The following is a 23,099-nucleotide window of genomic DNA, read 5'->3' as shown; positions in this document are numbered from 1 at the left end:
TGACGGAATAAATCACCTTGGATATAGTATCTGGTGTGTGAGGAGCGAACCAGCAAGGACACCGAGACGAAACACGGCCAGTCGTCGGTGTCCTTTCTGATGTTTAAAGCAAGAATTTTTCAATTGCCGTCACTACTCCGTCGAAGTCTATACTGGGTGCTACCCAATCAGCGATCGCTTGCACTGGTTCTGGTGCATTACCCATAGCAACACCCAAACCTGCATATTGGATCATTTCTATATCGTTGAAATTGTCACCAATGGTCATAACGTTATCTCTTTGTAAACCCAGGATGGTTTCTGCTAGATAGGCCACAGCCTTACCTTTATTCGCGACGGGATTAGTTGCTTCTAAGAAGGTATCAACAGATGTAGTGAGATATAATTGTGCTGGTGTATATTGACGACGTAAATCACTCAACAGACGTTGAACTAGTTGGACATCATCGCACAAAGCTAAAACTTTGGTTGTTTCCTTCTCTAATACTTGACGCAAGTCTCCCACAGGGATGGGTTTGATGTTGCTACGTTTAGCATAGAATTTTGTGGCTTTGGAGATTTCCCGTACATAGAGTTGGTCATTGATATAACAATGTATAGAAAGGAGCGATCGCCATTCTGGTTGTTCAAAATAATCTAGTAATTGGTGGGAAATTTCTCTAGAGACAGACCAGTGACGCAGTACCTCACCTGTATTGGGGTCTTGAATCCATGCACCTTGATAAGCCATTAAGGGCAGAGTGGAACCAATTTCTTGATGAAATCTCAATGCCGAGCGATACATTCTACCAGTGGCGATCGCTACTTGAATACCTTTTGCTTGCACCGCAGCAATAGCATCTTTGACAGATTGATTGATATTGTTACTATGTCCGGCAATTGTGCCATCAATATCCAAAACTAAAAGTCGAATATTGTTGTCTGTTTTTGGCTGGTGGTTATTGTCAGAAGATGGATTAGTAGAGGATAGGGACATAAAATATTAGCTGATATTGTACGTGAATAGGCAAGTTTAAAGTTAACTATCTGGCAGTAGAAATAGGAAAAAAAGATATATTTTTCTACTGTTTGACATTTATTACCATAGAGACCACAACTTACCGCAGATTGCAGGTCATCAAAATTTAGGATTGGAAATTTTCGATTTCAGATGAATGACAAAGATAAATCAAGTTGTACCATCTAGCAATTCTTGGTACTCGATAAAGGATATGCACAATTAGCACTACACGCATATAAAGCTAGTATACTTTTTGTATGGCTTAAACGTTAATGATAAACGTAAAAGTGTATAATGATATGAATTGGAAGTAGCTAACAATACTTATTGCTGGAATTTTTGAACATTTCTTGCAGGAAAACTAAGTCTGGACTACAGACACTATACAAATAATTGGTATTCTTATGTCAACAAAAAAAACATCAATTAAAGTCACTGATATTGCTGAATATATTCGTTATAAATCCTGCGATCGCCGATTTAAATTAAAAATAAATAATTACGAAATTGCTAAAGAAGTTCCTCGCTATATCTATGATTTAATTTTTTCTACTTCTTTAGATCCAGTTTTAGAGGCAGAAGGTCACAGAAGAGAAGAAGAATGGGAAACTTCACTTCAAAAAATGGGGTTACTTAGCTTAACTAAAGGTAATCAAAATTCAGATTCAGATGAACCAACTGATTGGAATAAATTTGTTGAAGAGTTAAATAAACTGTCATCTGGACAAACAGCTTATGGGCGAGAAATATCTGTAGGTGGAAATCTGGGTGAATTTAATATTAGTGGGCAAATAGATTTTGCAATTATTTTATGGGAACAGAATGAACCTAGATTGCGATTAGTGGAGTGCAAAGCATCTCGAAAAGATAGAACTTATCATCAAGTACAAGTTGCTGTATATCGACTGATTATACATCAGTTGATAAAAGATAACCCAGTCACTATTAATGGAGTAGAACTGAAATCTGAAAATATTGAATGTGTTGTTGTTAGAATTGATGAGAATACTAATAAAAGCCAAGATATTCTTCAATCTAAAGCTCTGAACCTTGATATCATAGAGTCTGATATTAAGCGTTTATTAGCTTGCGATGGTTCATTATACCGAATTGTACATACTAACTTAGCTGAATTAGATTATCAGTTAGATCAAAAATGTAGTGATTGTACATTGAGCGTTCATTGTTTGGCCGAAAGTGCTAGAGAACGTCGTTTAGAATTATTAGGAATAGACTCATCAATTGTTAAATCTTTCCATAAAGTAGATGTCAATAATATTGATGATTTAGCTAACATTGATTTAACAGGCATTCAAGCTAGTCAAATTCAACAAGATATAAGTTTTACAGAAAATTTAGAACTTCTTAAATTAAAAGCACAAACCCGTAGACATACCCTTCCTGGTGGAGATTCTGCCCCAGATACTTATGAAGTACAAGCACTACCAAATTATTCAGGAGGTCAGAGTCAACTTCCAGAACATACAATTAATGGAGAGTGTCTGATTCGTGTCTATCTTTCTGTTGAGTATGATTATGTTGAAAATAGAATAGGTGCGTTAGCTGCTCATATCACTAAAAGTACAGGAAAATTAGACCCAAAATTTCTACAAAATGAAGAAGGTAAATGGCAACCAGACCCTAATATTAAAGAATATATAGAAGAAGGACTTGATGAAAATAAACAGCGGATTTATAGAGAAAAAGAACTTGAAGGCTTAGATATTATTAAATTTAAAACATCGGCATGGACAGGAGAATATAGAGAAGATAATGGTTCTGAAAAAGAACTAATACAAGCATTTCTATTAGAATTAGTAGATGCTATTGCTGAAGTTGCAGAAGTAGAAAAAGCTCCAATTCACTTTTATGTTTGGTCACGCCAAGAAATGACTCAATTAATTGAGGGATGTTCTCGTGTTAGTTCTCAACTACTGAGTCATTTACGAGAGTTATTAGGGTGCCGGGAAAGTTCAGAACAACTTATTTATTCTTGTTTGTCTAATGAAGTAGATTGCCGTTATGCTTTAGGATGGACAGGAAGGGATTTAGCAGTTGTCAGTTCTCTTCAATGGTTTGGAAGACGTTACCATTGGCAAAGGAAAATTGGAGGAAAAATTGTAAGTTTGGATCAAGTTTTTTCTCAAGATGTTTTCGACTTTAAAACAAATTTAGAAATAGATGAGAATAATCAATGGGTAATATCAAATTCTCAAAATACCCGTAAACATCAGTTTGAAGTTAGATTAAGATACTTTAATTCTCTCAGTGCTGCATATTGGCGTGGTTATTGGCGAAAACTTCCTGATCCTAATGATTCAACACTTAAAGATGACTTGAAAAAATATATTGAGTGTTGCAATCAAGCACAAAGACCAAACTATTTAAAAGAGTATTTTCGCGCTCGTACTCATGCTATTAGGTGGATTGAAGAAGGAATTAGGTTGAAAAACCCAGACCTAATCAAAGAATCTTTAGTGATTGCTGATTTACCTAAATTCAACTTAGGTATAGATGATGCGGCTCAAGCAGCTATTGATTTTCTTCGTTTAGATCAGCACGTTAAGGTAACAGATTGGATTGCTAGTCATTTAATACCACCTATATATCGTATTTCTTCGGGGCGAACAATCCCCGTGAAAAATGTCAGATCGCACAGTAATAATAGGCTAACAGCAGAAATTAATCTTGATGGATATAATGTTACTTCTGAAGTTTTACAAGCTAACTGCACCATTGATCTAGGTTCTTTTGTTAGGCTCAGTCCTAGTAATGAAAATTCACTTCACGGTCAAACAATTAATCAACTTTTTGCTGGTGGAAGTACCTGCGTTGTAGAAAGAATTGATTGGCATACTGGAGAAATTGAACTTACAGTTAGACAAACAAACATCCCAGATCGTTATCAAGTTCGTGGTCGTTTTTTCCCTAATGGAGAATATATTTATGATTATGCCACGATTGATGAAAGTCCCTCAGATTTTGTAGCTGGAAGAGTTGATCAAAAACTACGAAATAGTCAAGGAAATCATGTTTGTCAATGGTTAGCTCCGCAAAATCCGCAAATTCCAGCACAAACTCCCATTTCATCGAATGACCTAGAACTATATGGAAATCTACTTCAGACTTTACCACTACCAAATAGTAAAAGATTAGACGATAAGCAAAAAGAAGCAGTTATCAATGGACTAAATACAAGAATTCAACTTTTGCAAGGTCCACCGGGAACTGGTAAAACAGAAACAACTGCGATCTCAACTTTTCTAAGAATTCTGGCACGTCGTTCTGCTGGTGATCTTATTATTATTACGGCTCATACTCATACGGCTGTAGATAATTTACTTTTACGTTTAGATAGCCTTTTACCTATCTTAAACCGACACACTGCCGAATATGGACTTACTACCCCAACTATTCAGTTGAGTAAAGTACATTCTTCAGAAATTGAGCCTACAGGTGGAAATATACAAGACTTTTCCTCTAAATCTTGTGTGAAGAAAGTTATTAAAATGGTATCTAATAATGTATTGGTTATTGGTGGTACAACCAGTGCAATTTTGAAAATGGTAGATGAATTAAATAGCAAACCGACGTTTACTAATAGATATACTCAAGGTTTTCAAACAACTACTCTAATTGTTGATGAAGCAAGTATGATGGTATTCCCTCACTTCTTAGCTTTAGCTACATTAGTCAGAAATGATGGTGAGATTATGTTAGCAGGAGATCACCGACAGCTTGCTCCTATTGTTACCCATGACTGGGAAAATGAAGATCGTCCTCCTGTTATATTTTATCAACCTTATGTTAGTGCCTACCAAGCAATTCAAAATCTAAAAGAAAACTCAGAAGTTTTAGTACCTGATAAAGCAATTTTACGTTCATCTTTAGACAATACTTTTCGTTTACCTTATGAAATTCGTAAACTGATTGAACCAGTCTATCAAAAAGATGATATTCAACTAAGAGGTAAGGAAAAAGAACAAAATCTAGAAGAAAAAGAGATTGTAGGAACTTGGAAACAGCTTTTACAAGGAAAAAAAGGACTTTTTCTTGTTTTGCATTCTGAACGTGAATCAAAACGTAGTAACCAAATTGAAGTAGAAATAATCAAACAGATTCTTGAAGCTGGAGGAGAACTTCCTGATAGTTCTACTGCAATTCTTACACCACATCGCGCTCAAAGATCACTACTAAAAACCGAATTAGCAACTTATTATGGAAAGGTTGTAGATGTAATTGATACTGTCGAAAAAGTTCAGGGAGGTGAATGTGATAATGTAATTGTTTCTGCAACAGCCAGTAATCCATCAGCAATTAGCAAAAATGTGGAGTTTATTCTTAGTCTCAATCGCTCAAATGTTGCATTTTCAAGAGCTAAAAAACGTTTAATAATAGTTTGTTCTAAAACACTACTGAATTATATTCCAACAGAACTTGAAAACTATGAAGAAGCAATTCTTTGGAAAACTTTGCGTTCACAATGTTCAGAACGTATTTTTACAGAACAAATCGCTGAACACACAGTTGACGTGTTTACAAATCCTTGAAATTGGAGATAGCTGTAGGTAAAAGTATAATCATTCATCCATCAGCTTTAAGCAGTGCAGCAGTCTCCCAGAGGTATTGTCAACGAGACAGTTAAAATAGGTCTATGTCCCCAACTCGTGCTAATCAGGTGAATTCCCTTTCTGCATCTGCAACCAAACCTACCTTCATCCTCGTGGATGGACACTCTCTGGCTTTTCGTTCCTACTTTGCTTTTGCCAAAGGTAGGGATGGAGGACTGAGGACAAAGACAGGTATTCCTACCAGCGTATGTTTTGGCTTTTTAAAGTCACTGCTGGAGGTGATGACGACAGAACAACCACAAGCAATGGCCGTGGCTTTTGATTTGGGGTTGCCAACTTTCCGTCATGAGGCAGATGATACATATAAAGCAGACCGTCCTGGGACACCAGAAGACTTTATCCCTGATTTGGAAAACCTGCATGAGTTGTTGAGGGGTTTGAATTTACAGGTTTTAACTGCCCCAGGCTATGAGGCAGATGATATATTAGGGACTTTAGCAGAAACAGCGGCAGCATCTGGGTATCGTGTGAAAATTCTCTCAGGCGATCGCGATTTATTTCAACTCATCAACCCAGAAAAGGGAATTACTGTTCTCAACTATACTCCTGAAGCATGGAAACGGTCAGGTAATAGTATCACTGAATATGATAGCGAAAAAGTCCAGGAAAAATATGGTTTTTCTCCTGCTCAAGTTGTTGATTATAAAGCACTGTGCGGTGATACATCAGATAATATTCCTGGGGTAAAAGGCATTGGTGATAAAACAGCAGTGAAGCTGCTCAATACCTATAATTCTCTAGATAATATTTATGAGAAATTAGAGGAAATCACAGGTGCAACTCAGAAGAAATTAATTGAAGGGAAAGAAAGTGCTTTTCATTCTCGTTATTTAGCTACGATTATTCGGGATGTGCCTTTAGAAATTGAGTTAGAAAATTGTCAACTCACAGGATTTAATACTGGTGTGCTGACTCCAATTTTGGAAAAATTAGAATTTAAAACTTTTTTGGGTAAAGTTAACGAAATTCAAGAAAAGTTTGGGGGAACGATTGACGCAGCAGAAATATCAGATACCCCCAGTGTTGATGAAGGTGATGACATATCATTTTTTACTGCGGAAGAAACAGCATCGGCATTATTAGAAAAGCAACCAGAGACAACTATTCAACCACACATTATCACCACGGAAGAGAAATTACATGAGTTGGTGAAATGGCTGGAAAAATGTACTAATCCAGATGAACCAGTTGCGTGGGACACAGAAACGACAGATTTAGAACCCAGAGATGCTAATTTAGTGGGGATTGGTTGTTGTTGGGGGACGCAACCAGATGAAGTTGCTTATATTCCTGTGGGACATGCAAGTGGTGAAAATTTAAACTTGGATTTAGTTTTAAATACACTACGTCCGATTTTAGAAAATACTAATTATCCGAAAAGTTTTCAAAATACTAAATTCGACCGTTTGGTATTCCGCAATCAAGGAATTAATTTAGCGGGAGTAGTTTTCGATCCCATGTTAGCCAGTTATTTGTTAAATCCTGATAGTAGTCACAAATTGAGTGATTTAGCACAGCGATATCTAGGATTACAATTAACAGAATATGAAGATATAGTTCCTAAAGCCAGTAAAAAAGAACGGCAAAAAACTATTGCGGATATTCAGATTAGTACAGTAGCTCATTATTGTTGCTATCAAGTTTTTGCTACATTTCAGCTAGTCATAAATCTGCGGGAAGAATTAGAGAAAATACCAGCTTTGAATAAACTTTTGGTGGAAGTTGAGCAACCACTGGAAGCAGTTTTAGCAGATATGGAAGATGTGGGATTTAGTATCAACTCCGATTATCTGCGGGAACTTTCCCAGCATTTAGAAACAGAATTAGCTGGTTTAGAAGTGACTGTGGTTGATATTGCTGGCGAAAAATTTAATTTGGGTTCTCCAAAACAACTAAGCTATATTTTATTTGAAAAGCTGGGATTAAGTACCAAATATTCTCGCAAAATTCAAACTGGTTATTCAACCGATGCAGCTACTTTAGAAAAACTCCAGGAAGTTGATCAAACTGGTTTAGTGACAGCATTAATTGAATATCGCACTTTATCAAAATTAAAATCTACCTATGTAGATGCTTTACCAGTTTTGGTACAATCTAAAACTAAACGGGTGCATACAGATTTTAACCAAACTGCTACTTCTACAGGCAGGTTATCTTCTTCCAATCCTAATTTACAAAATATTCCCATTCGTACCGCCTTTAGTCGGCAAATTCGCAAAGCATTTATCCCCGAATCAGGTTGGTTAATGGTAGCTGCGGATTATTCTCAAATTGAGTTAAGAATTTTAGCTCATTTGAGTCAGGAACCAGTGTTAGTGGAAGCGTATCAAAAGAATGAAGATATTCACACTGTCACCGCTAAGTTAGTTTTTGAAAAAGAAGATATTACATCAGAAGAAAGAAGATTTGCCAAGACGATTAATTTCGGTGTTATTTACGGCATGGGTTCCCTGAAATTCTCGCGGTCAACAGGGATAGATAAAAGCGTTGCCAATGAGTTTATTAAGCGATTTAATGAAAGATACCCGAAAGTATTTGCCTATTTAGAGGGAGTGAAGAAACAAGCGATCGCTTACGGCTATGTAGAAACGATTCTGGGGAGAAGACGCTATTTTGATTTTACCAGCAACAGCCTACGTCAATTAAAAGGCAGCAATCCCGAAGAAATTGATTTAAGCAAAATGAAAAACTTAGGTGCTTATGATGCTGGGCTTCTGCGCTCTGCTGCCAATGCTCCTATTCAAGGTTCAAGTGCTGATATTATTAAAATCGCTATGGTGCGCTTACAGAAAGTTTTGCAGAACTATCAAGCGCGGTTATTGTTGCAAGTTCACGACGAATTAGTATTTGAAGTCCCACCCCAAGAATGGGAAGAATTACAACCACAGATTAAATCAGTGATGGAAAATGCGGTTGATTTAACTGTACCTTTACTAGTTGATGTCCGTGCAGGTGAAAACTGGATGGAAACGAAATAATAGCAATAGACATGTGGTGAAGATGAATGTAGAGAAGTTCCGTCGGAACGTCTCTACAAGGGTTTCAAACTATGCATATTTAATTACCACCAGATGTCCAATGTAATAGCATTAAAAATCAAAAATGGGACAGGTATGAGTTCAGAGGATGTTTGAAGTTATGTAGATCCCATTCTTCTCCTGAACTTCTGTTCGCGCAGCGTGCCGTAGGCATACTTCTGAACTTCTGAACTTCTGCAACTCCTGAACTCCTGAACTTCTGATTCACATGTTACGTTAACTCACATCTTGCGTCTCAGTGATATTCCTAGCATTATATTGTGTTAGAAACCTGAAACTGGGAAATACTGTGATGTCACCACTGTTATCCACTACCATTGTGAAAGACAACAAAGAGTCTCATTTCCACAATGCGATCGCTAGGGTTTGTCAGCATATCATCCAGGTAGCAGCTACGATTCTCCCTATGGTGGGGGTAATGAATGTAGGATTAGCCCAAGGACAGCAGATTATCCCCGCAGTGGATGGTACAGGCACAATCCTATCTCCCCACGGTAACAGAATTGATATTCAAGGCGGTACGACTTCTCGCGATGGTGCCAATTTATTTCACAGTTTCCAAGAGTTCGGACTTCAACAAGGTCAAATTGCCAATTTTTTAGCTAACCCCAACATCCAAAATATCCTGGGACGAATTACAGGTGGTAATCCTTCTTTAATTAATGGCCTAATTCAAGTCACAGGTGGTAATCCCAACCTGTTATTAATGAATCCTTCCGGCTTTGTTTTTGGGCCTAATTCCAGTTTAAATGTCCCTGCTGCTTTCACTGTCACCACAGCTAACGGTGTTGGTTTTGGTAACAGTTGGTTTAATGCTGTTGGTAGTAACAACTATGCAGATTTAGTAGGACAACCCAATGGCTTTGCTTTTACCATGAGTCAACCAGGGGCAATAATCAATACTGGAAACTTAAGTGTCAACACAGGACAAACCTTAAGTCTGTTGGGTGGTACTGTCATCAACACTGGACAACTTACTGCACAATCTGGACAAATTTTAGTTACAGCTGTACCAGGACAACAATGGGTGCGTCTGAGTCAACCGGGAAATTTGTTGAGTTTAGAAATTCAGCCCTTTACAGGAAATGATACCCAACCCAATAGCGCAAATATAGCGATCGCTTCTATTCCTGAATTACTCACCCTTGGTAACACAGGCATTACAGCTAATGGTAACACCATCAAACTTCCCACCAACAGCATCACAATTGCCGCCCAACCTGGTACAAATATCATTTCCGGCAAAATAGATGTTTCTGGTAATACAGGCGGCAAGGTCAATATTTTCGGGGATAAAGTCGGTTTAGTTGCTGCCAATATTAACGCTAGTGGGCATCAAAATGGTGGAACTGTCCTCATTGGTGGTGATTATCAAGGTAAAGGCACAGTTCCCAATGCCCAAGCAACCTATATTGACTCCCAAACAGTTATTAATACAGATAGCACCAATAATGGTAACGGTGGACGCACCATAGTTTGGGCAGATAATCAAACGGATTTTTTCGGTCAAATTTCTGCAAAGGGTGGTTCTGTATCTGGTGATGGTGGTTTTGTGGAAGTATCCGGCAAAAATAACCTAAATTTCCAAGGGACAGTGGATACTACTGCGACAAATGGCAACACTGGGACATTACTTCTCGACCCTAGCACCTTAACTATTATTGACGCTGCTGCTGGTGCTGGTAGCTTTGATACCCCTGCTGACGCGACAATTTTTGATTCTGACCCCAACAGGGGAAATAATACAATTTCTTGGGGGGCGATCGGTAATTTAGGCACAAATATCATTCTCCAGGCCACTGGTGATATTACCATCAATGCCATTACCAGCAATTCCCCCTTTACCAGTGGTGGTGTGGCTACACTTAACTTAGGTAATAGCGGCAGTTTTCAACTTGCTTCCACCAACGGTATTGTCAGATTTATCAATACAGATAACACCATCAAAACATTGGGTGGCAGTATTGATATCTCTGGCACTAGTTTGACCTTGGGCAACCTGGATACATCGGCTAGAGACGGCACAAGTGGTAATGTGAGATTATCTGCAACTAGCGGTGATATTGATGTTGGTAATATCATCACCAGTCCTGAAGAACCTGCCAATCATATTATGGGTGGTGGTAATGTAGATATTACAGCCTCTCAAGGTAGCATCACCACAGGGTTTATTAATACATCTGTCAATGCTGGATCAAGCACTTTTATTCAAGGCACAGGTGGATCTGTTAGTTTAACAGCAGCCAAAAATATTTTCGTCAACGGTGATATTAATGCTTCAGTTTCAGTGTCATCTAGTCAGGGTGATAACAATGCTAAAGGTGGCAACGTTACTCTGCAAACCACTGATAATAGTGCCAGTTTGATTAGTTTTAACAGCATCAACACCCAAGCTGGTACTAACAATGGCACAGTTAAAGGTGGTGACGTTCAAGTATTAACCAATGGACTAGTTCAGGGTTTTGGTAGAATCAGTGAGTCTTTAAACACCATCGATACCAGTGCTATTTTCTTTAATAGCGATAGTTTTTCTACTTTTTCTAACTTTGGTGGCACCATCACTATTAAACATGATGGCGGTGCGGATAATGTGCCATTTATAGTCGGCACTAACAATAACCCCGTTAATGGTACTAGAGGACGTATCACTAGAGGGGACACTGCAACTATATCCTCAGATAGTTTCCCCGTTTTACCTAATGGAGGTAATGCACTTGGCACTACAACAGGAATTACTATTACCTCTGTCAATACTGCACCGACATTAACATCAAGTTATACGCCTAACTTTACTGCTAAAACCAACGATGTCAATCTAGATAATACATCGATCGTTATTGAAAATATATTAGTTGGACAACTCCGACAAGGTAACAAAGTATTATCAGCCGGAGATATATTCTTTTTAGACCAGCAATTTGACTATATTCCCCCACCTAATGCTAGAGGTAACATACATGCTTTTACAATTAAAGCAAGCGATCGCGTCTCCTTCTCTCCCCTAGTACCAGTTTTCATTAACTTTGGGGGAACTAATACTCCTAATACTCCTACCCCAACCCCTCCTAGTTGCGATTTTCAGTGCAATAAACCACCAGAACCACCAAAGGGTAATCCTCCCATCCCGTCTAATCCTAGTCCTGGGCCTACTGCCCTAAATACAAATCCTACTCCTGAAGATAAATTTACATCTATATTTGCTAATCAATTAGGTGTATCGGTTCCGTCTGTGAAAATAGATAGCGAAGCGCGGGAAATAGCTGTTAAAATCGAATCCGCTACAGGAGTTAAACCTGCTTTCATTTATATCAGTTTCGCACCGATAGAAAGGCTTTCTGGGAATAATATCTTAGAACAAGATACAGACCAACTAGAAATCGTTTTAGTTACTGGTAAAGGTGAACCTATTCGCAAACGAATTGCTGGCACAACCAAAGCAGAAGTTCTTAAAACTGCGAAGGAATTTCGTGACCAAATTACAATTCCCTACAACCGCAGCACCAAAGGATATTTAAAGCCTGCCCAACAGCTATACAATTGGATTATTTCTCCCATAAAAGCCGATTTACAGGCACAAGCCATCCAAAATTTAGTATTCTTACCAGACGTAGGTTTACGTTCCACACCCCTAGCAGCACTCCATGATGGAGAACGTTTTTTAGTCGAGCAATATAGTATTGGTTTAATGCCAAGTTTGAGTTTAACTAATACTCTTTATACTGATATTAAAAAATCCCAACTTTTAGCCATGGGTGTGTCTGAAAGCACCCAAGGACAAGACCCTTTGCCAGCGGTTCCAGCAGAAGTTTCTACCCTAGTTTCTAAACTTTGGCCTGGTAAATTATTTCTGAATAAACAGGCCACAGTCGATAATCTCAAATTTATCCGTAGTCAACAGCCTTTTGGCATTATTCATTTAGCTACCCATGCTAATTTCAGCCGTGGTTCTTTGGATAATTCTTATATTCAACTATGGGACAATAAGCTGAGATTAAATCAAATTCGTCAACTAGGTTTCAATAACCCGCAAGTGGAAATGTTAGTTCTCAGCGCTTGTAAAAGTGCCTTAGGAGATGAAGAAGCAGAAATTGGTTTTGCTGGACTAGCAATTATGGCTGGAGTGAAAACAAGTGTTGCTAGTCTTTGGGCTGTTAATGATAGTAGCACTGCCCTTTTAATGACCAAATTCTATGAAAGCTTAAGAACTGCTCCCATTCGTGCAGAAGCGCTGAGAGAAGCTCAAATTGCTATGGCTAAAGGACAAATTTATATTCAAAATGGTCAAGTACGCGGACTAGAAGAAATAGGTAATTTTTCTTTACCAGCGACAACTATTGAAAACTCTAATAGCCCTTTTACTCATCCATTTTATTGGGCAGCTTTCACAATGGTAGGAAATCCTTGGTAACTGGACTCATCTAAAACTATTTTTTTCCTTTATTATTCTAGATAATGAGGTTATGCGTCTTGAAATTATGCTAAATAATGACTTATTGCTATGTTTTTTGAAAACTTATAATTAAACATAATTAGTATAAATATTCATTCTAGTGCAACATAATGAAACAAGAACAATTATTACCAGGATTATTCGGAATCGTAAACTCTAATAGGGATTTTTCTCAGAGAGATAGTTGGGGAAAAAATCAGTTTAATAACTCTTTCCCTGCTGCATTAGCATGTTATATGTATAGTAAAGGCTTGAAACTTATTTACTTAACACTTGATAATCAACTGAAAATCAAACATCAAACAATAGATGTAGAAGATATTTTTGGAGTTAACCCGCTTTCTCCTAATTTATTTTTTGCTTTTGAAAGCGATTTTGTACCTTATCGCAAGCTGGTAATAGGGAAGTTGCCAAGAGTTGATCTAGTCACTCAGGATATTTCTTATAATGAATCTTGTTTACGCTGTATGGAGATTAAATTAACCGCATTACCGGATAATTCAACTTATCGCTTGACTGATGATAAGTATGGCTGTGAAATTGTTGTAAGACCAGATACTATTGTTTATCTTGCTGTCAGTATTGCTAGTCATTTTCAAAACACTAGAAATAAGTTATTAAACTACATTGATCCAGTATGTTCAGAAATTAATGATTGGACAAATATCCGTTCTATTTTACCTTTGATATCTTCAATAGTTGATTGTTTAGATAATTTGTTTTGTGATTATATAGATATTCAATCACCATTAGTTATTCAGCCTGTTTGGAAAACGTTAGGTAAAACTTCAAAACTATATCATAATTGTTTAGATATTTTTGTTTGGAGTAATTTGGGTTTTACAAGACTGTTCTTTGATATAGCGAAAAGATTAGCCAAAACCGGAGAAGAAGGTATAAATAGACCAATGCGTTCTGTAGTTTGGTTGTGTAAGATGTTATACGAATTTGCTTTGAATGGAAAAATAAGTCATAAATTTATTATTGATAATCTTACATATAATACTAAGAATGATAAAGCCTTTGCTTTAAGTGGGACTAATACTCATGTCTATATGGTTTGTAATGAACTGATTCAACCTAGAATTACTAAAGAGGAAATTCGTAATATTATTATAGGTAACGGACAAAACTTCTTAAGTCCAGAAAGAAGATTCGACGCTATTATTCTCAGCAATCCAGAAATTTTTGATTATACATTAAAGTCTATTTAAAAATATGGCGAAATCAATTTTTAATGAAATTAATAAATCATCCTTGAAGGTTTTAGATATTTTTGCAGGATGTGGAGGACTATCTTTAGGTTTCCAAAATGCAGGCTTTGAGATTGTAGCTGCTTTTGATAACTGGAAAGCAGCAATAAACGTTTATCAAAAAAACTTTAATCATCCTATGATTAATTGCGACCTGAGTCAAGTCAATGGTGATTATACATTATTGAGTCAAATACCAGAAATAGACGTTATCATCGGAGGACCACCCTGTCAGGATTTTTCTAGCGCTGGCAACCGTAATGAAGATTTAGGACGAGGAAGTTTAAGCATTGTATTTGCTGAAATTGTACGTGTAATTAGTCCTCAATGGTTTGTAATGGAAAATGTAGATAGATTTCCTAAATCAAGAAAATATTTAGAATGTCGAAAAATTTTAAAATCTGCTAATTATGGTTTAACTGAAAAAATATTAGATGCAAGCCTATGTGGTGTACCGCAAAAAAGGAAAAGATTTTTTTGTATAGGTGAATTAGGTGGAAAAGATGAAGGTTTGCTATTTTACTTAGAAAGCAATTTATCCAAAAAATCTTTAACTATCAGAGAATATACAGGTGATATTTTAGGCATTGAATATTATTACAGGCATCCTAGAAGCTATAAAAGAAGAGCTATTTTTAGTATCGATGAACCAAGTCCAACTATTAGAGGTGTTAATAGACCAATTCCGAAAAACTATCAATTACATTCTGGTGATGCCTGTCCAGTAACATCTAGTTTACGTCCTTTAACCACTATTGAAAGAAGTTATATACAAACTTTTCCATATGATTTTATTTTTGAAGGTTCAAAAACTGATTTAGAGCAAATGATTGGAAATGCTGTACCTGTTAAGTTGGCAGAATATGTGGCCAAAGCACTTTTAAAATATATTCATCATAAATATAAAGATGAATTTTTTAGTAAGAGCCTATCTTTACCTTTGTAATACTAGTTAAATTTTTCTACACAGTAGTCGCAAATAGAAAATCCTGGAGATGTCTGATGCCAATTTTAAAATTAACCCAAAATAAAAATTTCCTATTTACCTTCTTAGCCACTTCAATTTTATTCACCAACCTTGACATCAAACCAGGACAGGCAGTTTGTGCTGCACCTTATAGCAACCTCGATTTTGAACAACAACCAACTTCTTACTGGAAACTTGAAGGTCGTGCAGGTTTCGACATTAATAAAGGATATAGTTTTAAAGGTTTCAATAATGCCTGGATGCGAAATGTTTCTGGCTGGAATGGTCTTCGTCAACAAGTACGTCTCAAACCTAATTCTAACTATATCTTAGAAGCCTATGTACGGACTTCTAGTAATGTCACAGATGGATATTTTGGAGTGCGTGACACTCAGCAAAAAGTTTGGTCGGAAATCAAGTTTGGTAGCTTACCTCAATATACAAAACTTACATTACCGTTTCGCACTGGTAATGCTTCAACTTATAACATATTTACAGGTTTCTGGGCTTTAGGACAAGATAGTTGGGTGCAAGTTGATACCTATTCTTTGCAAGGGCCAAGTCCAGGTTGTGCTGATCAAGAATAATTTGATCATACATTTATACCTTGCCATGAACCTTTGAAAACAATTACTTCTACATCTTTCAAGGTGTATTACTATTGTTAAACACAGATGTATCTAAAATTTGTGCCAAGTTTTCAAAGTTCATTCGGCATCTTCAATCTATAATCCCCAATTGATAGGATTAGTAGATAAATATACATCTTTTACCAACTGACAACCGCTATATTACTGATATTTTTATAATTAATTGAACAACTAGTTGAATTTTTTACTAATATGCAATTTTTTTACTTATTATCTAGGTTGGTATTTATAAAAACATAATAACTTTCCTATAAAATTACCGTATTTATGTAATAAGTGATATATATAATTGGCAAAATATTAATAAATTGTTCTTTGCAATACTTTACTTCTTTTTAATTAAAAAAAATAAATATAGATTAAAAATAATAACTAATATCTATTTTCGTGAAGTAGATCAGGCAAAATTAAGGGTATGCTGAATTATTAACATCACTTAGTTGACATCTTCAGTAATTAGCTGTGATGAAACTTCAAGGTTGATTAATGCTTTACTCTCTACCCAGAATTTAAGTATTAATCAGTAGCCGTGATAGTTGTGTATATCTGTGTACTGAGCCAGATGTTCAGCAAATTCCGAAAAAAAATCTCTTTTTACACTCTATGTGAGTAGTAAGAACCTAAGTAAACTTAACATTAACTGTGTAAAATGATAGAAAAAATTTTGTTGGCTGTCTCTGGACTAGGACACGCGGAAGAAATGCTCAAACGCTTGAGCGAAATGCCTTCAATTCAAAGTGCAACAGTTACTGTTTTGCATGTAGTTCCCCCCCAAAGCACTGCTGCATCAATGACTGCGAAGTGGGAAGAAGGCGGTAAGATTCTAGCTAATGCCATTCAGTCTTTAAATCTAGATCCTGCTAAAGTCTCTTCGATTTTGCGCCAAGGAGACCCCAAAGACGTAGTTTGTCAAGTTGCAAATGAAATTGACACTGACTTGATTATTATGGGTTCACGGGGATTAAAACGCTTACAATCCATTTTGTCGAACTCTGTCAGTCAGTATGTTTTCCAGTTATCTTCTCGCCCCATGTTACTGGTTAAAGATGATATTTATGTCAAAAAAATTAACCGAGTCATGGTGGCAATAGATAACTCTGATGCCTCGCAAAATTGCCTGAAATTAGCCCTATTTTTATTACGAGGTGTTGGAGGTGGCCAATTAATTTTGGCTAATATCAGCACTGATTTAGGTGGTAAATTATCAGGTATTACTGAAATTAAGCCAGAGAGAAATACTGTTTTAGGACAAGCGGTAGTTGAAGCCGAAAAACAAGGTATTCCGGTACGTTGTGTGACTAGCTGCGGTAAACCTGGGGAAGAAATTTGTCGTTTGGCTGAGGAATTAAATGTAGATTTATTGTTAATCGGGTCTCCAGACAGACGGCCATCTATTGCTAAGAGTTTTGTGGATTTAGATAGGCTTGTGGGTGCGTCTTTGTCAGACTATGTTCGTGTTAATGCAACTTGTCCTGTGTTGCTGGCGCGGACGGTTGGTTAACATTTGACTCAAAGCGGTTGATAAATAAAAACCCCTGCACAAATTTAGTGTAGGGGCTTTTTATGTTATAGCCACATTAAGAATCTTTTTTACCTTCGCGGCTGGCGGTTTGAATGTAAAGAACTATTAAAAAAACGGCGGGAACTAGTACGAACAAAATGCTCGCTACAAATCCCAAGTCATTAACTTGCATGGGGAGATAGCCTCTCTTTAATTTCCAGTCAACAATTTTAGAATAGCATCATCGTTGACAGAGTTAGAGCAAATTTTCTGTTGTGGGTAATACTGGTGGAAAACTTAAGGCTTGGTAACGACGCTGACGGGGCCATTTACTAGGGTTTGACAAGCAAGACGATAGTTTTCTGGTTTTTTCTTGAATTTGCGTTTTTCTACTTCTGTACGAGGGGAGAGATTTTCTAGTCCTGCGACTATCTCAACGACGCAAGTGGCACACTGACCATAACCTCCACAATTGGTCATTTTGCCTAAAAATTTATAGAGATCAATGCCGTTTTCGATGGCTTTGAGTCGAAGGTTGGCCCCATTTGCTGCCACTACTTCTTTGTTTTCTTTCACAAATTTGATATTCCCCATGATGTTGATTCCTCCTGTAAATGTGGCCTTTGGTTGCGTGTTGATTAGAATTGATACACTATTTTACTTAATTATATGAAATTTATTGCAAAACATTAAGAAATATGACTTTTATCAAAGATAATGAGGCAAAAAAATAGGACAGATGAAATACACCTGTCCATGGAGTTGGAGATAAATTAATTTACCTGAAACCCACTGCTGCTTGCCACACAAAAGCCAACAGCAAGAAGAAAACGGGAATAACAGGGAGAACATCTACCAATGGATCAAAGATTTGGTATGCTTCAGGCAGTTTTGCTAATAATAGTGCTGCTTCCATGTTTGTTTAAATCCACCTATCCAACACAGCTTTAATAGTTGAAATGTATATTAACATGGTTTGGTCATTGGTCTTTTGTTTGTAAATTTTCCTCTGGATGGGTAAGCCAGTGACCAAAGTCGGTGAAAAAGCGATCGCTTAATATGGATTGGCGAATTTTTTGGGTAAAACGAATTAATTCGGTGATGTTGTGAATTGTCAGCAAGGTATAGGCTAATATTTCTTGCGATCGCACCAAATGAGAAATGTAAGCACGAGTGAAATTTTGGCAAGTGTAACAGGGACAGGTCTCATCTAAGGGGGTAAAATCTTCACGAAACTTAGCATTTTTTAAGTTCCACCGTTCCCCCTGAACAATTGCAGTCCCATGACGTGCCCATCTAGTGGGAATTACACAGTCAAATAAATCTACACCAGAAGCGATCGCGATCGCCATTTCCCGATAAGTACCCACACCCATCAAATAACGGGGCTTATTCACTGGTAATAGGGGTGCTGTGGCTTGGACAATTTGTGCCATGAGTTCTGGTGGTTCACCCACACTCACACCACCAATGGCAAATCCTGGCATATCCAGCTTACCCAAATCCAGGGCAGCACGTGCCCGTAAATCCAAATACACACCACCTTGAACAATGGGAAACAAAGCTTGGTCAGGGCGTTGATGGGCATTTATACAACGTTCTAGCCATCGGTACGTCCGGTCTGTTGCCGCTTCTACCTCTTGCCGAGTTGCTGGATAGGGGGGACATTCATCAAAAGCCATGATCACATCTGCACCCAAAATATTTTGGATTTCAATAGACCGTTCTGGCGTAAATTTAATGATTTGTCCATCATGAGGTGAGCGAAAAGTCACTCCTTCTTCGGTAATTTTTCGCATTTCGCTCAAGCTAAATACCTGAAACCCACCAGAATCAGTGAGCATCGGCCCATTCCAGCCCATGAATTTATGTAAGCCTCCACCACCTGCAACTATCTCTTCCCCTGGCTGGAGATGTAAATGATAGGTATTAGATAAAACCATTTGTGCTCCAGTATCCCGTAACTGGGCAGGAGTAATGGTTTTAACATTTGCCAGGGTTCCCACAGGCATAAATCGGGGAGTTTCTACAGGGCCATGGGGAGTAAAAAATATCCCAGCCCTCGCTTTTGTCTGACTACAGGTAGCTAGACTCTGAAAAGAAAAATTGGCATTCAAGGTAAAAACAAAGCTATTGAGTAAAATTCATAGACCAACTTAACATTTGCCCCACCCTGCCGATAGGTAAGAGGGGAACTTTTGATCACTTCTTGGCTTCTGGTAACACAGTATGGACTAAGGCATCCTCTGGAGATAGTGGCAGGACAAAGCCACAGAGTCGAAGTTGTAAAATACTGTTCGCGCAGCGTGGCGTTAGCCATACTCCTGTAAGGGCGGGTTTACCAAAATTCTCGTTCATAGTTGATGATATCTGTAAACCCGCCCCTACTGACTCCTGTTCGCGCAGCGTGCCGGAGGCATACTTCTGAACTTCTGAACTTCTGAACTTCTGAACTTCTGAACTTCTGTTCGCGCAGCGTGCCGTAGGCATACTCCTGAACTCCTGACCTCCTGACCTCCTCATTGAGGTATTTGACACCAATAGGGTTGCACCCTGCAATACAGTTTTACCCAAGAGGTTATATGATTTCTTTCGTCAGAAGGAATCAGAACAGTCGTCGTCAAGTTCTGCATCCCATCTGGCGGCTAATACTTGATCCATCATGGCCTCGATGGCACAGGCGCTTAATTGGCGCTCACGGCGTTCTTGTAGGGGTGTGGAGTGCGGTATCAGGCGCAAGCACATCTCTTCTTGAACTAAATCGAAGTAAGTTTCTTTTTGAGGAGACTGTTTGAGTTCTAGATAGTCAAAACTATCCACATTGAGATACAAGGCATTGTTAACCACTAAAGTAGACCTTTGTGGATCGCCAAATACTTCCATCACATCGCCTTCACCCTCGCTTAAAAGCTTCTTTCCTTGGGTGTAAGTGTAATGAACTCGACCTAAATCAGTCAGCAATCGCCGTATATCAATTTTGTTAACAATAATGCCTGTGTTAACAATACACGGGGCCGGTATCCTGGTGTTGGGTAGATGGTGACTCATAGAGAAATAGCGAATTGGGGAAGGTGAGTGACAACGCAACTAAGACTGTCGATTTATTCCATTAGAGTTGTTAACTCCCTACATTTCAAAAATATCAACATTGTGACGCGATCGTCTAATAATCTGCGGTAAATTCTTTCAGTAGTATATTTTAATACTAAAAATCATACAAACTGAGCCATAAAACGGCGATCAATCCAGTCTTTCCAGTCCCATATTAATTTACTTGGTGGTAAAGTAAATTTGCCTTTATTAGCTATAGCGCGTTTGTCTCCTGTACCAATTAAACTCAAATATGTTTTTTGGGGTTTGTATGGTTTGAGTGGTTGGCCAAAGACGGTACGACACAAGTTTTTCCACAGGGGTTGACCTTGACGAACTGCAAATACACCCGCTTTAGGAAGGCTATAGTTAATCATTTTACTAATATCACCTGCTGCAAAGATGTAGGGACAGTTCACAGAGCGTAAACAATCATCTACTAAAATAAATCCTTGGTCATCAGTTGCTAATCCAGTTGTTTTTAGCCACGCTGGTGCTGATGCCTGTGTGACACAAAACACTTGATCAGATTCTATTTTTAACCCAGATTGACAGCTAATTGCCAACATTTTGTGGTTAGCAGGTGAAATTGTGGTTACGTTTTCTCCTAAATGTAATTTAATGTGTTTGTTAATCAGAATTTTCTCCATCAGTTTTCCTACTGAGGAGTGGTAATTTGGTAGTAATTGCTGAGTTCGCTGCCATAGATGAATCTCTGAATTTTTCACCCCCTGTAGGTGTAAATTGGCTTGCATTGATAAAGCTAACTCTACTCCCCCTGCACCACCACCGATAATACTGATGCCAAGAGGTGCTTGAGGATTTGCTACTATCTTTTTTTGTATTTCGTACCAATGTTCTAGCAGTTTTGCGACTGGTTTAGCAGCGATCGCATATTCTGCTGCACCTACTATAGACGATTGAGCCGGTATACTGCCAATATCAATTGACAGTAAATCAAACTCTATAGCGGGTCTGTTAGCGCATAAAACTTTTCGTTGCTGTAAATCCAAGCCGATTACATGATCAAGATATAAATTTGCTTGAGCAAAATTGCTTAATTTCTGCAAATTAATGTGACATTCATCATAACTGTACAAACCAGCAATATGTCCTGGTAACATTCCCGAATATGGTGTATATACGGTTGGAGTAATTAAAGTTAACCTTACTCCAGATAGAGGTCTACTCCCAAACATTTTTAAGACAATAGCATGGCTATGACCTCCACCAATTAATACTAACTTCGTAGTCATAAACAATATCAATCAAGGTATGCGATTATTGTAAGCATTTCCATGTCAGAAATGAAATTCTAGAGAAGAGACACTCATGATTAATTAACCGCAGATAAACACAGATAATGTGAGTAATTTTATGATCATGTAGATCAAAATATAGTTTATATCTTAAAAGGTACGGATTAATCTCCAGCAAAGTGAATTATTTTATTGTTGTTTATTATCCACATCAAGTGTGGTTAATTATAATGATTATATAATTCAGTATCCTGTATATTTAAAAAATTATTCTTAGCCTGTAGGGTGTATTAGCTTGGGTTTCTCGTCTGTATTTATTAATTTATCGCTAATCATCAACAGTATGTCTAACCATCAAGTTTTTGTTAATCAACCTAATTGGTTATTTTTGCTCAAGTCTCAATTAAAATTTTTCTATAACCATAAATATAGTATATCTAATATAAATACTGTTGTTAATCAGCTATCTAATCAAAATGAGGATGCCAGGTCAGGTGCGATTAACGATTTAGTATCTATTGCTAATCATAATCCCCAATCCCAATGGATCATTATAGATTTACTATGTAAATTCGTGAAAAAATATGCACCTTTAACAGCAACAGATAACAGTTCACGTAATTTCACTAGTAAAAGCCATCAGTTACTTCAATCTATCATGCATATCATCTGTAGTAGAGATATGAATAGGGTTTCAATGGATGAACAAATAGACTTGAGTTATACAGATTTACGGGGTTTAGATTTACCAGGAGCTAATTTACAACAAGCCAATCTTTATCAAGCAAATCTCAGTGATGCTAATTTGCTAGGTGCTAACTTGTCTGGTACGATTTTAACGGCGGCTCGACTTTCAAGAGCTAATCTAAGATTAGTTAACTTATCTGAGGCGATTTTGAATGCAGCTAATTTAGATTGTGCTGACCTTTCTGGCGCTAATTTACATCAGGCAAATCTATTTCTGGCTAATTTAAAAGGTGCTAAATTAACTGGTGTAAATCTAGATAGAGCTAATTTACGAGAATCAAAATTGTAAGGTTCTATTCAGGTATATTAACAATAATAATGTAGATGATGATAGTTGAAGGTTGAATAAATTGAAGTATAAAGTTACAAAAAGTGTATTTTTTATAACCAAAATTATTAATTATCTGTGGTGAATATCCATCCCTCAGTAGAAGATTTAATTAATACTACTAAATTATATCCAAATTGAAAGCAAAATGCTATACTGTTTTTCCCAATCATCTCAGTAACAAC

The 23,099-nt window shown here is 37.3% G+C and carries 16 protein-coding genes; 8 read left to right on the top strand and 8 right to left on the bottom strand.

Going from position 1 to position 23,099, the window contains the following annotated elements; translation table 11 throughout:
- Positions 1 to 103: 103 nt before the first annotated feature.
- Positions 104 to 976, bottom strand: a complete 873-nt coding sequence (locus H6G73_RS19675; RefSeq protein WP_190607549.1) for a Cof-type HAD-IIB family hydrolase — start codon at positions 974 to 976, stop codon at positions 104 to 106.
- A gap of 428 nt (positions 977 to 1,404) precedes the next feature.
- Between H6G73_RS19675 and H6G73_RS19670 the strand changes: the two genes are divergently transcribed.
- The 7 genes from H6G73_RS19670 (at position 1,405) to H6G73_RS19640 (ending at position 17,490) form a co-directional block, all read left to right on the top strand.
- Positions 1,405 to 5,550: an AAA domain-containing protein gene (locus tag H6G73_RS19670; RefSeq protein ID WP_199317782.1), complete on the top strand. Its 4,146-nt coding sequence runs from the start codon at positions 1,405 to 1,407 to the stop codon at positions 5,548 to 5,550.
- A gap of 104 nt (positions 5,551 to 5,654) precedes the next feature.
- On the top strand, positions 5,655 to 8,609 hold the full coding sequence (gene polA, locus H6G73_RS19665) for a DNA polymerase I (RefSeq protein ID WP_190607547.1): 2,955 nt from the start codon (positions 5,655 to 5,657) through the stop codon (positions 8,607 to 8,609).
- Between the two features lie 352 nt (positions 8,610 to 8,961).
- Positions 8,962 to 13,077: a CHAT domain-containing protein gene (locus H6G73_RS19660; RefSeq protein WP_190607545.1), complete on the top strand. Its 4,116-nt coding sequence runs from the start codon at positions 8,962 to 8,964 to the stop codon at positions 13,075 to 13,077.
- 152 nt (positions 13,078 to 13,229) lie between these two features.
- Positions 13,230 to 14,333 carry a HindVP family restriction endonuclease gene (locus H6G73_RS19655; protein WP_190607543.1) on the top strand — a complete coding sequence of 368 codons (1,104 nt, stop codon included), beginning with the start codon at positions 13,230 to 13,232 and terminating at the stop codon, positions 14,331 to 14,333.
- Between the two features lie 4 nt (positions 14,334 to 14,337).
- Positions 14,338 to 15,318 (top strand): DNA cytosine methyltransferase, encoded by a 981-nt coding sequence (locus H6G73_RS19650; protein WP_190607541.1) that lies wholly within the window; start codon positions 14,338 to 14,340, stop codon positions 15,316 to 15,318.
- Between the two features lie 56 nt (positions 15,319 to 15,374).
- Positions 15,375 to 15,926, top strand: a complete 552-nt coding sequence (locus H6G73_RS19645; protein ID WP_242034248.1) for a carbohydrate binding domain-containing protein — start codon at positions 15,375 to 15,377, stop codon at positions 15,924 to 15,926.
- Positions 15,927 to 16,638: 712 nt separating this feature from the next.
- A complete protein-coding gene (locus H6G73_RS19640; RefSeq protein WP_190607540.1) occupies positions 16,639 to 17,490 on the top strand; it encodes a universal stress protein in 852 nt (283 codons plus the stop codon).
- A 76-nt stretch (positions 17,491 to 17,566) separates the two neighbouring features.
- Here the strand turns inward: H6G73_RS19640 and psbM are convergent, their stop codons facing one another.
- From psbM to H6G73_RS19605, 7 genes are all read right to left on the bottom strand, one after another.
- Positions 17,567 to 17,683 (bottom strand): photosystem II reaction center protein PsbM, encoded by a 117-nt coding sequence (gene psbM, locus H6G73_RS19635; protein WP_086686522.1) that lies wholly within the window; start codon positions 17,681 to 17,683, stop codon positions 17,567 to 17,569.
- A gap of 104 nt (positions 17,684 to 17,787) precedes the next feature.
- Positions 17,788 to 18,084 (bottom strand): 2Fe-2S iron-sulfur cluster-binding protein, encoded by a 297-nt coding sequence (locus tag H6G73_RS19630; RefSeq protein ID WP_190607538.1) that lies wholly within the window; start codon positions 18,082 to 18,084, stop codon positions 17,788 to 17,790.
- A gap of 184 nt (positions 18,085 to 18,268) precedes the next feature.
- The gene (locus tag H6G73_RS19625; protein ID WP_006195022.1) at positions 18,269 to 18,406 is read right to left on the bottom strand and encodes a photosystem II reaction center protein K; all 138 of its coding nucleotides are present in this window, start codon (positions 18,404 to 18,406) and stop codon (positions 18,269 to 18,271) included.
- Positions 18,407 to 18,470: 64 nt separating this feature from the next.
- A complete protein-coding gene (tgt, locus tag H6G73_RS19620) occupies positions 18,471 to 19,607 on the bottom strand; it encodes a tRNA guanosine(34) transglycosylase Tgt (protein ID WP_190607536.1) in 1,137 nt (378 codons plus the stop codon).
- A gap of 85 nt (positions 19,608 to 19,692) precedes the next feature.
- The gene (locus tag H6G73_RS19615) at positions 19,693 to 19,980 is read right to left on the bottom strand and encodes a hypothetical protein (RefSeq protein ID WP_190607535.1); all 288 of its coding nucleotides are present in this window, start codon (positions 19,978 to 19,980) and stop codon (positions 19,693 to 19,695) included.
- 105 nt (positions 19,981 to 20,085) lie between these two features.
- On the bottom strand, positions 20,086 to 20,538 hold the full coding sequence (locus H6G73_RS19610; RefSeq protein WP_190607533.1) for a hypothetical protein: 453 nt from the start codon (positions 20,536 to 20,538) through the stop codon (positions 20,086 to 20,088).
- Positions 20,539 to 20,702: 164 nt separating this feature from the next.
- On the bottom strand, positions 20,703 to 21,836 hold the full coding sequence (locus tag H6G73_RS19605; RefSeq protein WP_190607532.1) for an FAD-dependent oxidoreductase: 1,134 nt from the start codon (positions 21,834 to 21,836) through the stop codon (positions 20,703 to 20,705).
- Positions 21,837 to 22,182: 346 nt separating this feature from the next.
- On the opposite strand from H6G73_RS19605, the gene H6G73_RS19600 reads away from it, so the two are divergent.
- The gene (locus tag H6G73_RS19600) at positions 22,183 to 22,875 is read left to right on the top strand and encodes a pentapeptide repeat-containing protein (RefSeq protein ID WP_190607530.1); all 693 of its coding nucleotides are present in this window, start codon (positions 22,183 to 22,185) and stop codon (positions 22,873 to 22,875) included.
- Positions 22,876 to 23,099: the final 224 nt, after the last annotated feature.

Source organism: Richelia sinica FACHB-800, from assembly GCF_014698825.1.
In the GTDB taxonomy this organism is placed as follows: domain Bacteria; phylum Cyanobacteriota; class Cyanobacteriia; order Cyanobacteriales; family Nostocaceae; genus FACHB-800.
The sequence above is the reverse complement of the archived record's forward strand: the minus strand, read 5'-3'. Positions and strand labels throughout refer to the sequence as shown.

Bases quoted from the DNA above. Each gene is read 5' to 3' on its own strand.
- H6G73_RS19605 (WP_190607532.1), bottom strand. From the start codon at position 21,836: ATGACTACGAAGTTAGTATTAATTGGTGGAGGTCATAGCCATGCTATT.
- H6G73_RS19645 (WP_242034248.1), top strand. From the start codon at position 15,375: ATGCCAATTTTAAAATTAACCCAAAATAAAAATTTCCTATTTACCTTC.
- H6G73_RS19655 (WP_190607543.1), top strand. From the start codon at position 13,230: ATGAAACAAGAACAATTATTACCAGGATTATTCGGAATCGTAAACTCT.
- H6G73_RS19625 (WP_006195022.1), bottom strand. From the start codon at position 18,406: ATGGAAGCAGCACTATTATTAGCAAAACTGCCTGAAGCATACCAAATC.
- polA (WP_190607547.1), top strand. From the start codon at position 5,655: ATGTCCCCAACTCGTGCTAATCAGGTGAATTCCCTTTCTGCATCTGCA.
- H6G73_RS19660 (WP_190607545.1), top strand. From the start codon at position 8,962: ATGTCACCACTGTTATCCACTACCATTGTGAAAGACAACAAAGAGTCT.
- H6G73_RS19610 (WP_190607533.1), bottom strand. From the start codon at position 20,538: ATGAGTCACCATCTACCCAACACCAGGATACCGGCCCCGTGTATTGTT.
- H6G73_RS19615 (WP_190607535.1), bottom strand. From the start codon at position 19,980: ATGCCTACGGCACGCTGCGCGAACAGAAGTTCAGAAGTTCAGAAGTTC.
- H6G73_RS19600 (WP_190607530.1), top strand. From the start codon at position 22,183: ATGTCTAACCATCAAGTTTTTGTTAATCAACCTAATTGGTTATTTTTG.
- H6G73_RS19630 (WP_190607538.1), bottom strand. From the start codon at position 18,084: ATGGGGAATATCAAATTTGTGAAAGAAAACAAAGAAGTAGTGGCAGCA.
- H6G73_RS19640 (WP_190607540.1), top strand. From the start codon at position 16,639: ATGATAGAAAAAATTTTGTTGGCTGTCTCTGGACTAGGACACGCGGAA.
- psbM (WP_086686522.1), bottom strand. From the start codon at position 17,683: ATGCAAGTTAATGACTTGGGATTTGTAGCGAGCATTTTGTTCGTACTA.
- H6G73_RS19650 (WP_190607541.1), top strand. From the start codon at position 14,338: ATGGCGAAATCAATTTTTAATGAAATTAATAAATCATCCTTGAAGGTT.
- H6G73_RS19675 (WP_190607549.1), bottom strand. From the start codon at position 976: ATGTCCCTATCCTCTACTAATCCATCTTCTGACAATAACCACCAGCCA.
- H6G73_RS19670 (WP_199317782.1), top strand. From the start codon at position 1,405: ATGTCAACAAAAAAAACATCAATTAAAGTCACTGATATTGCTGAATAT.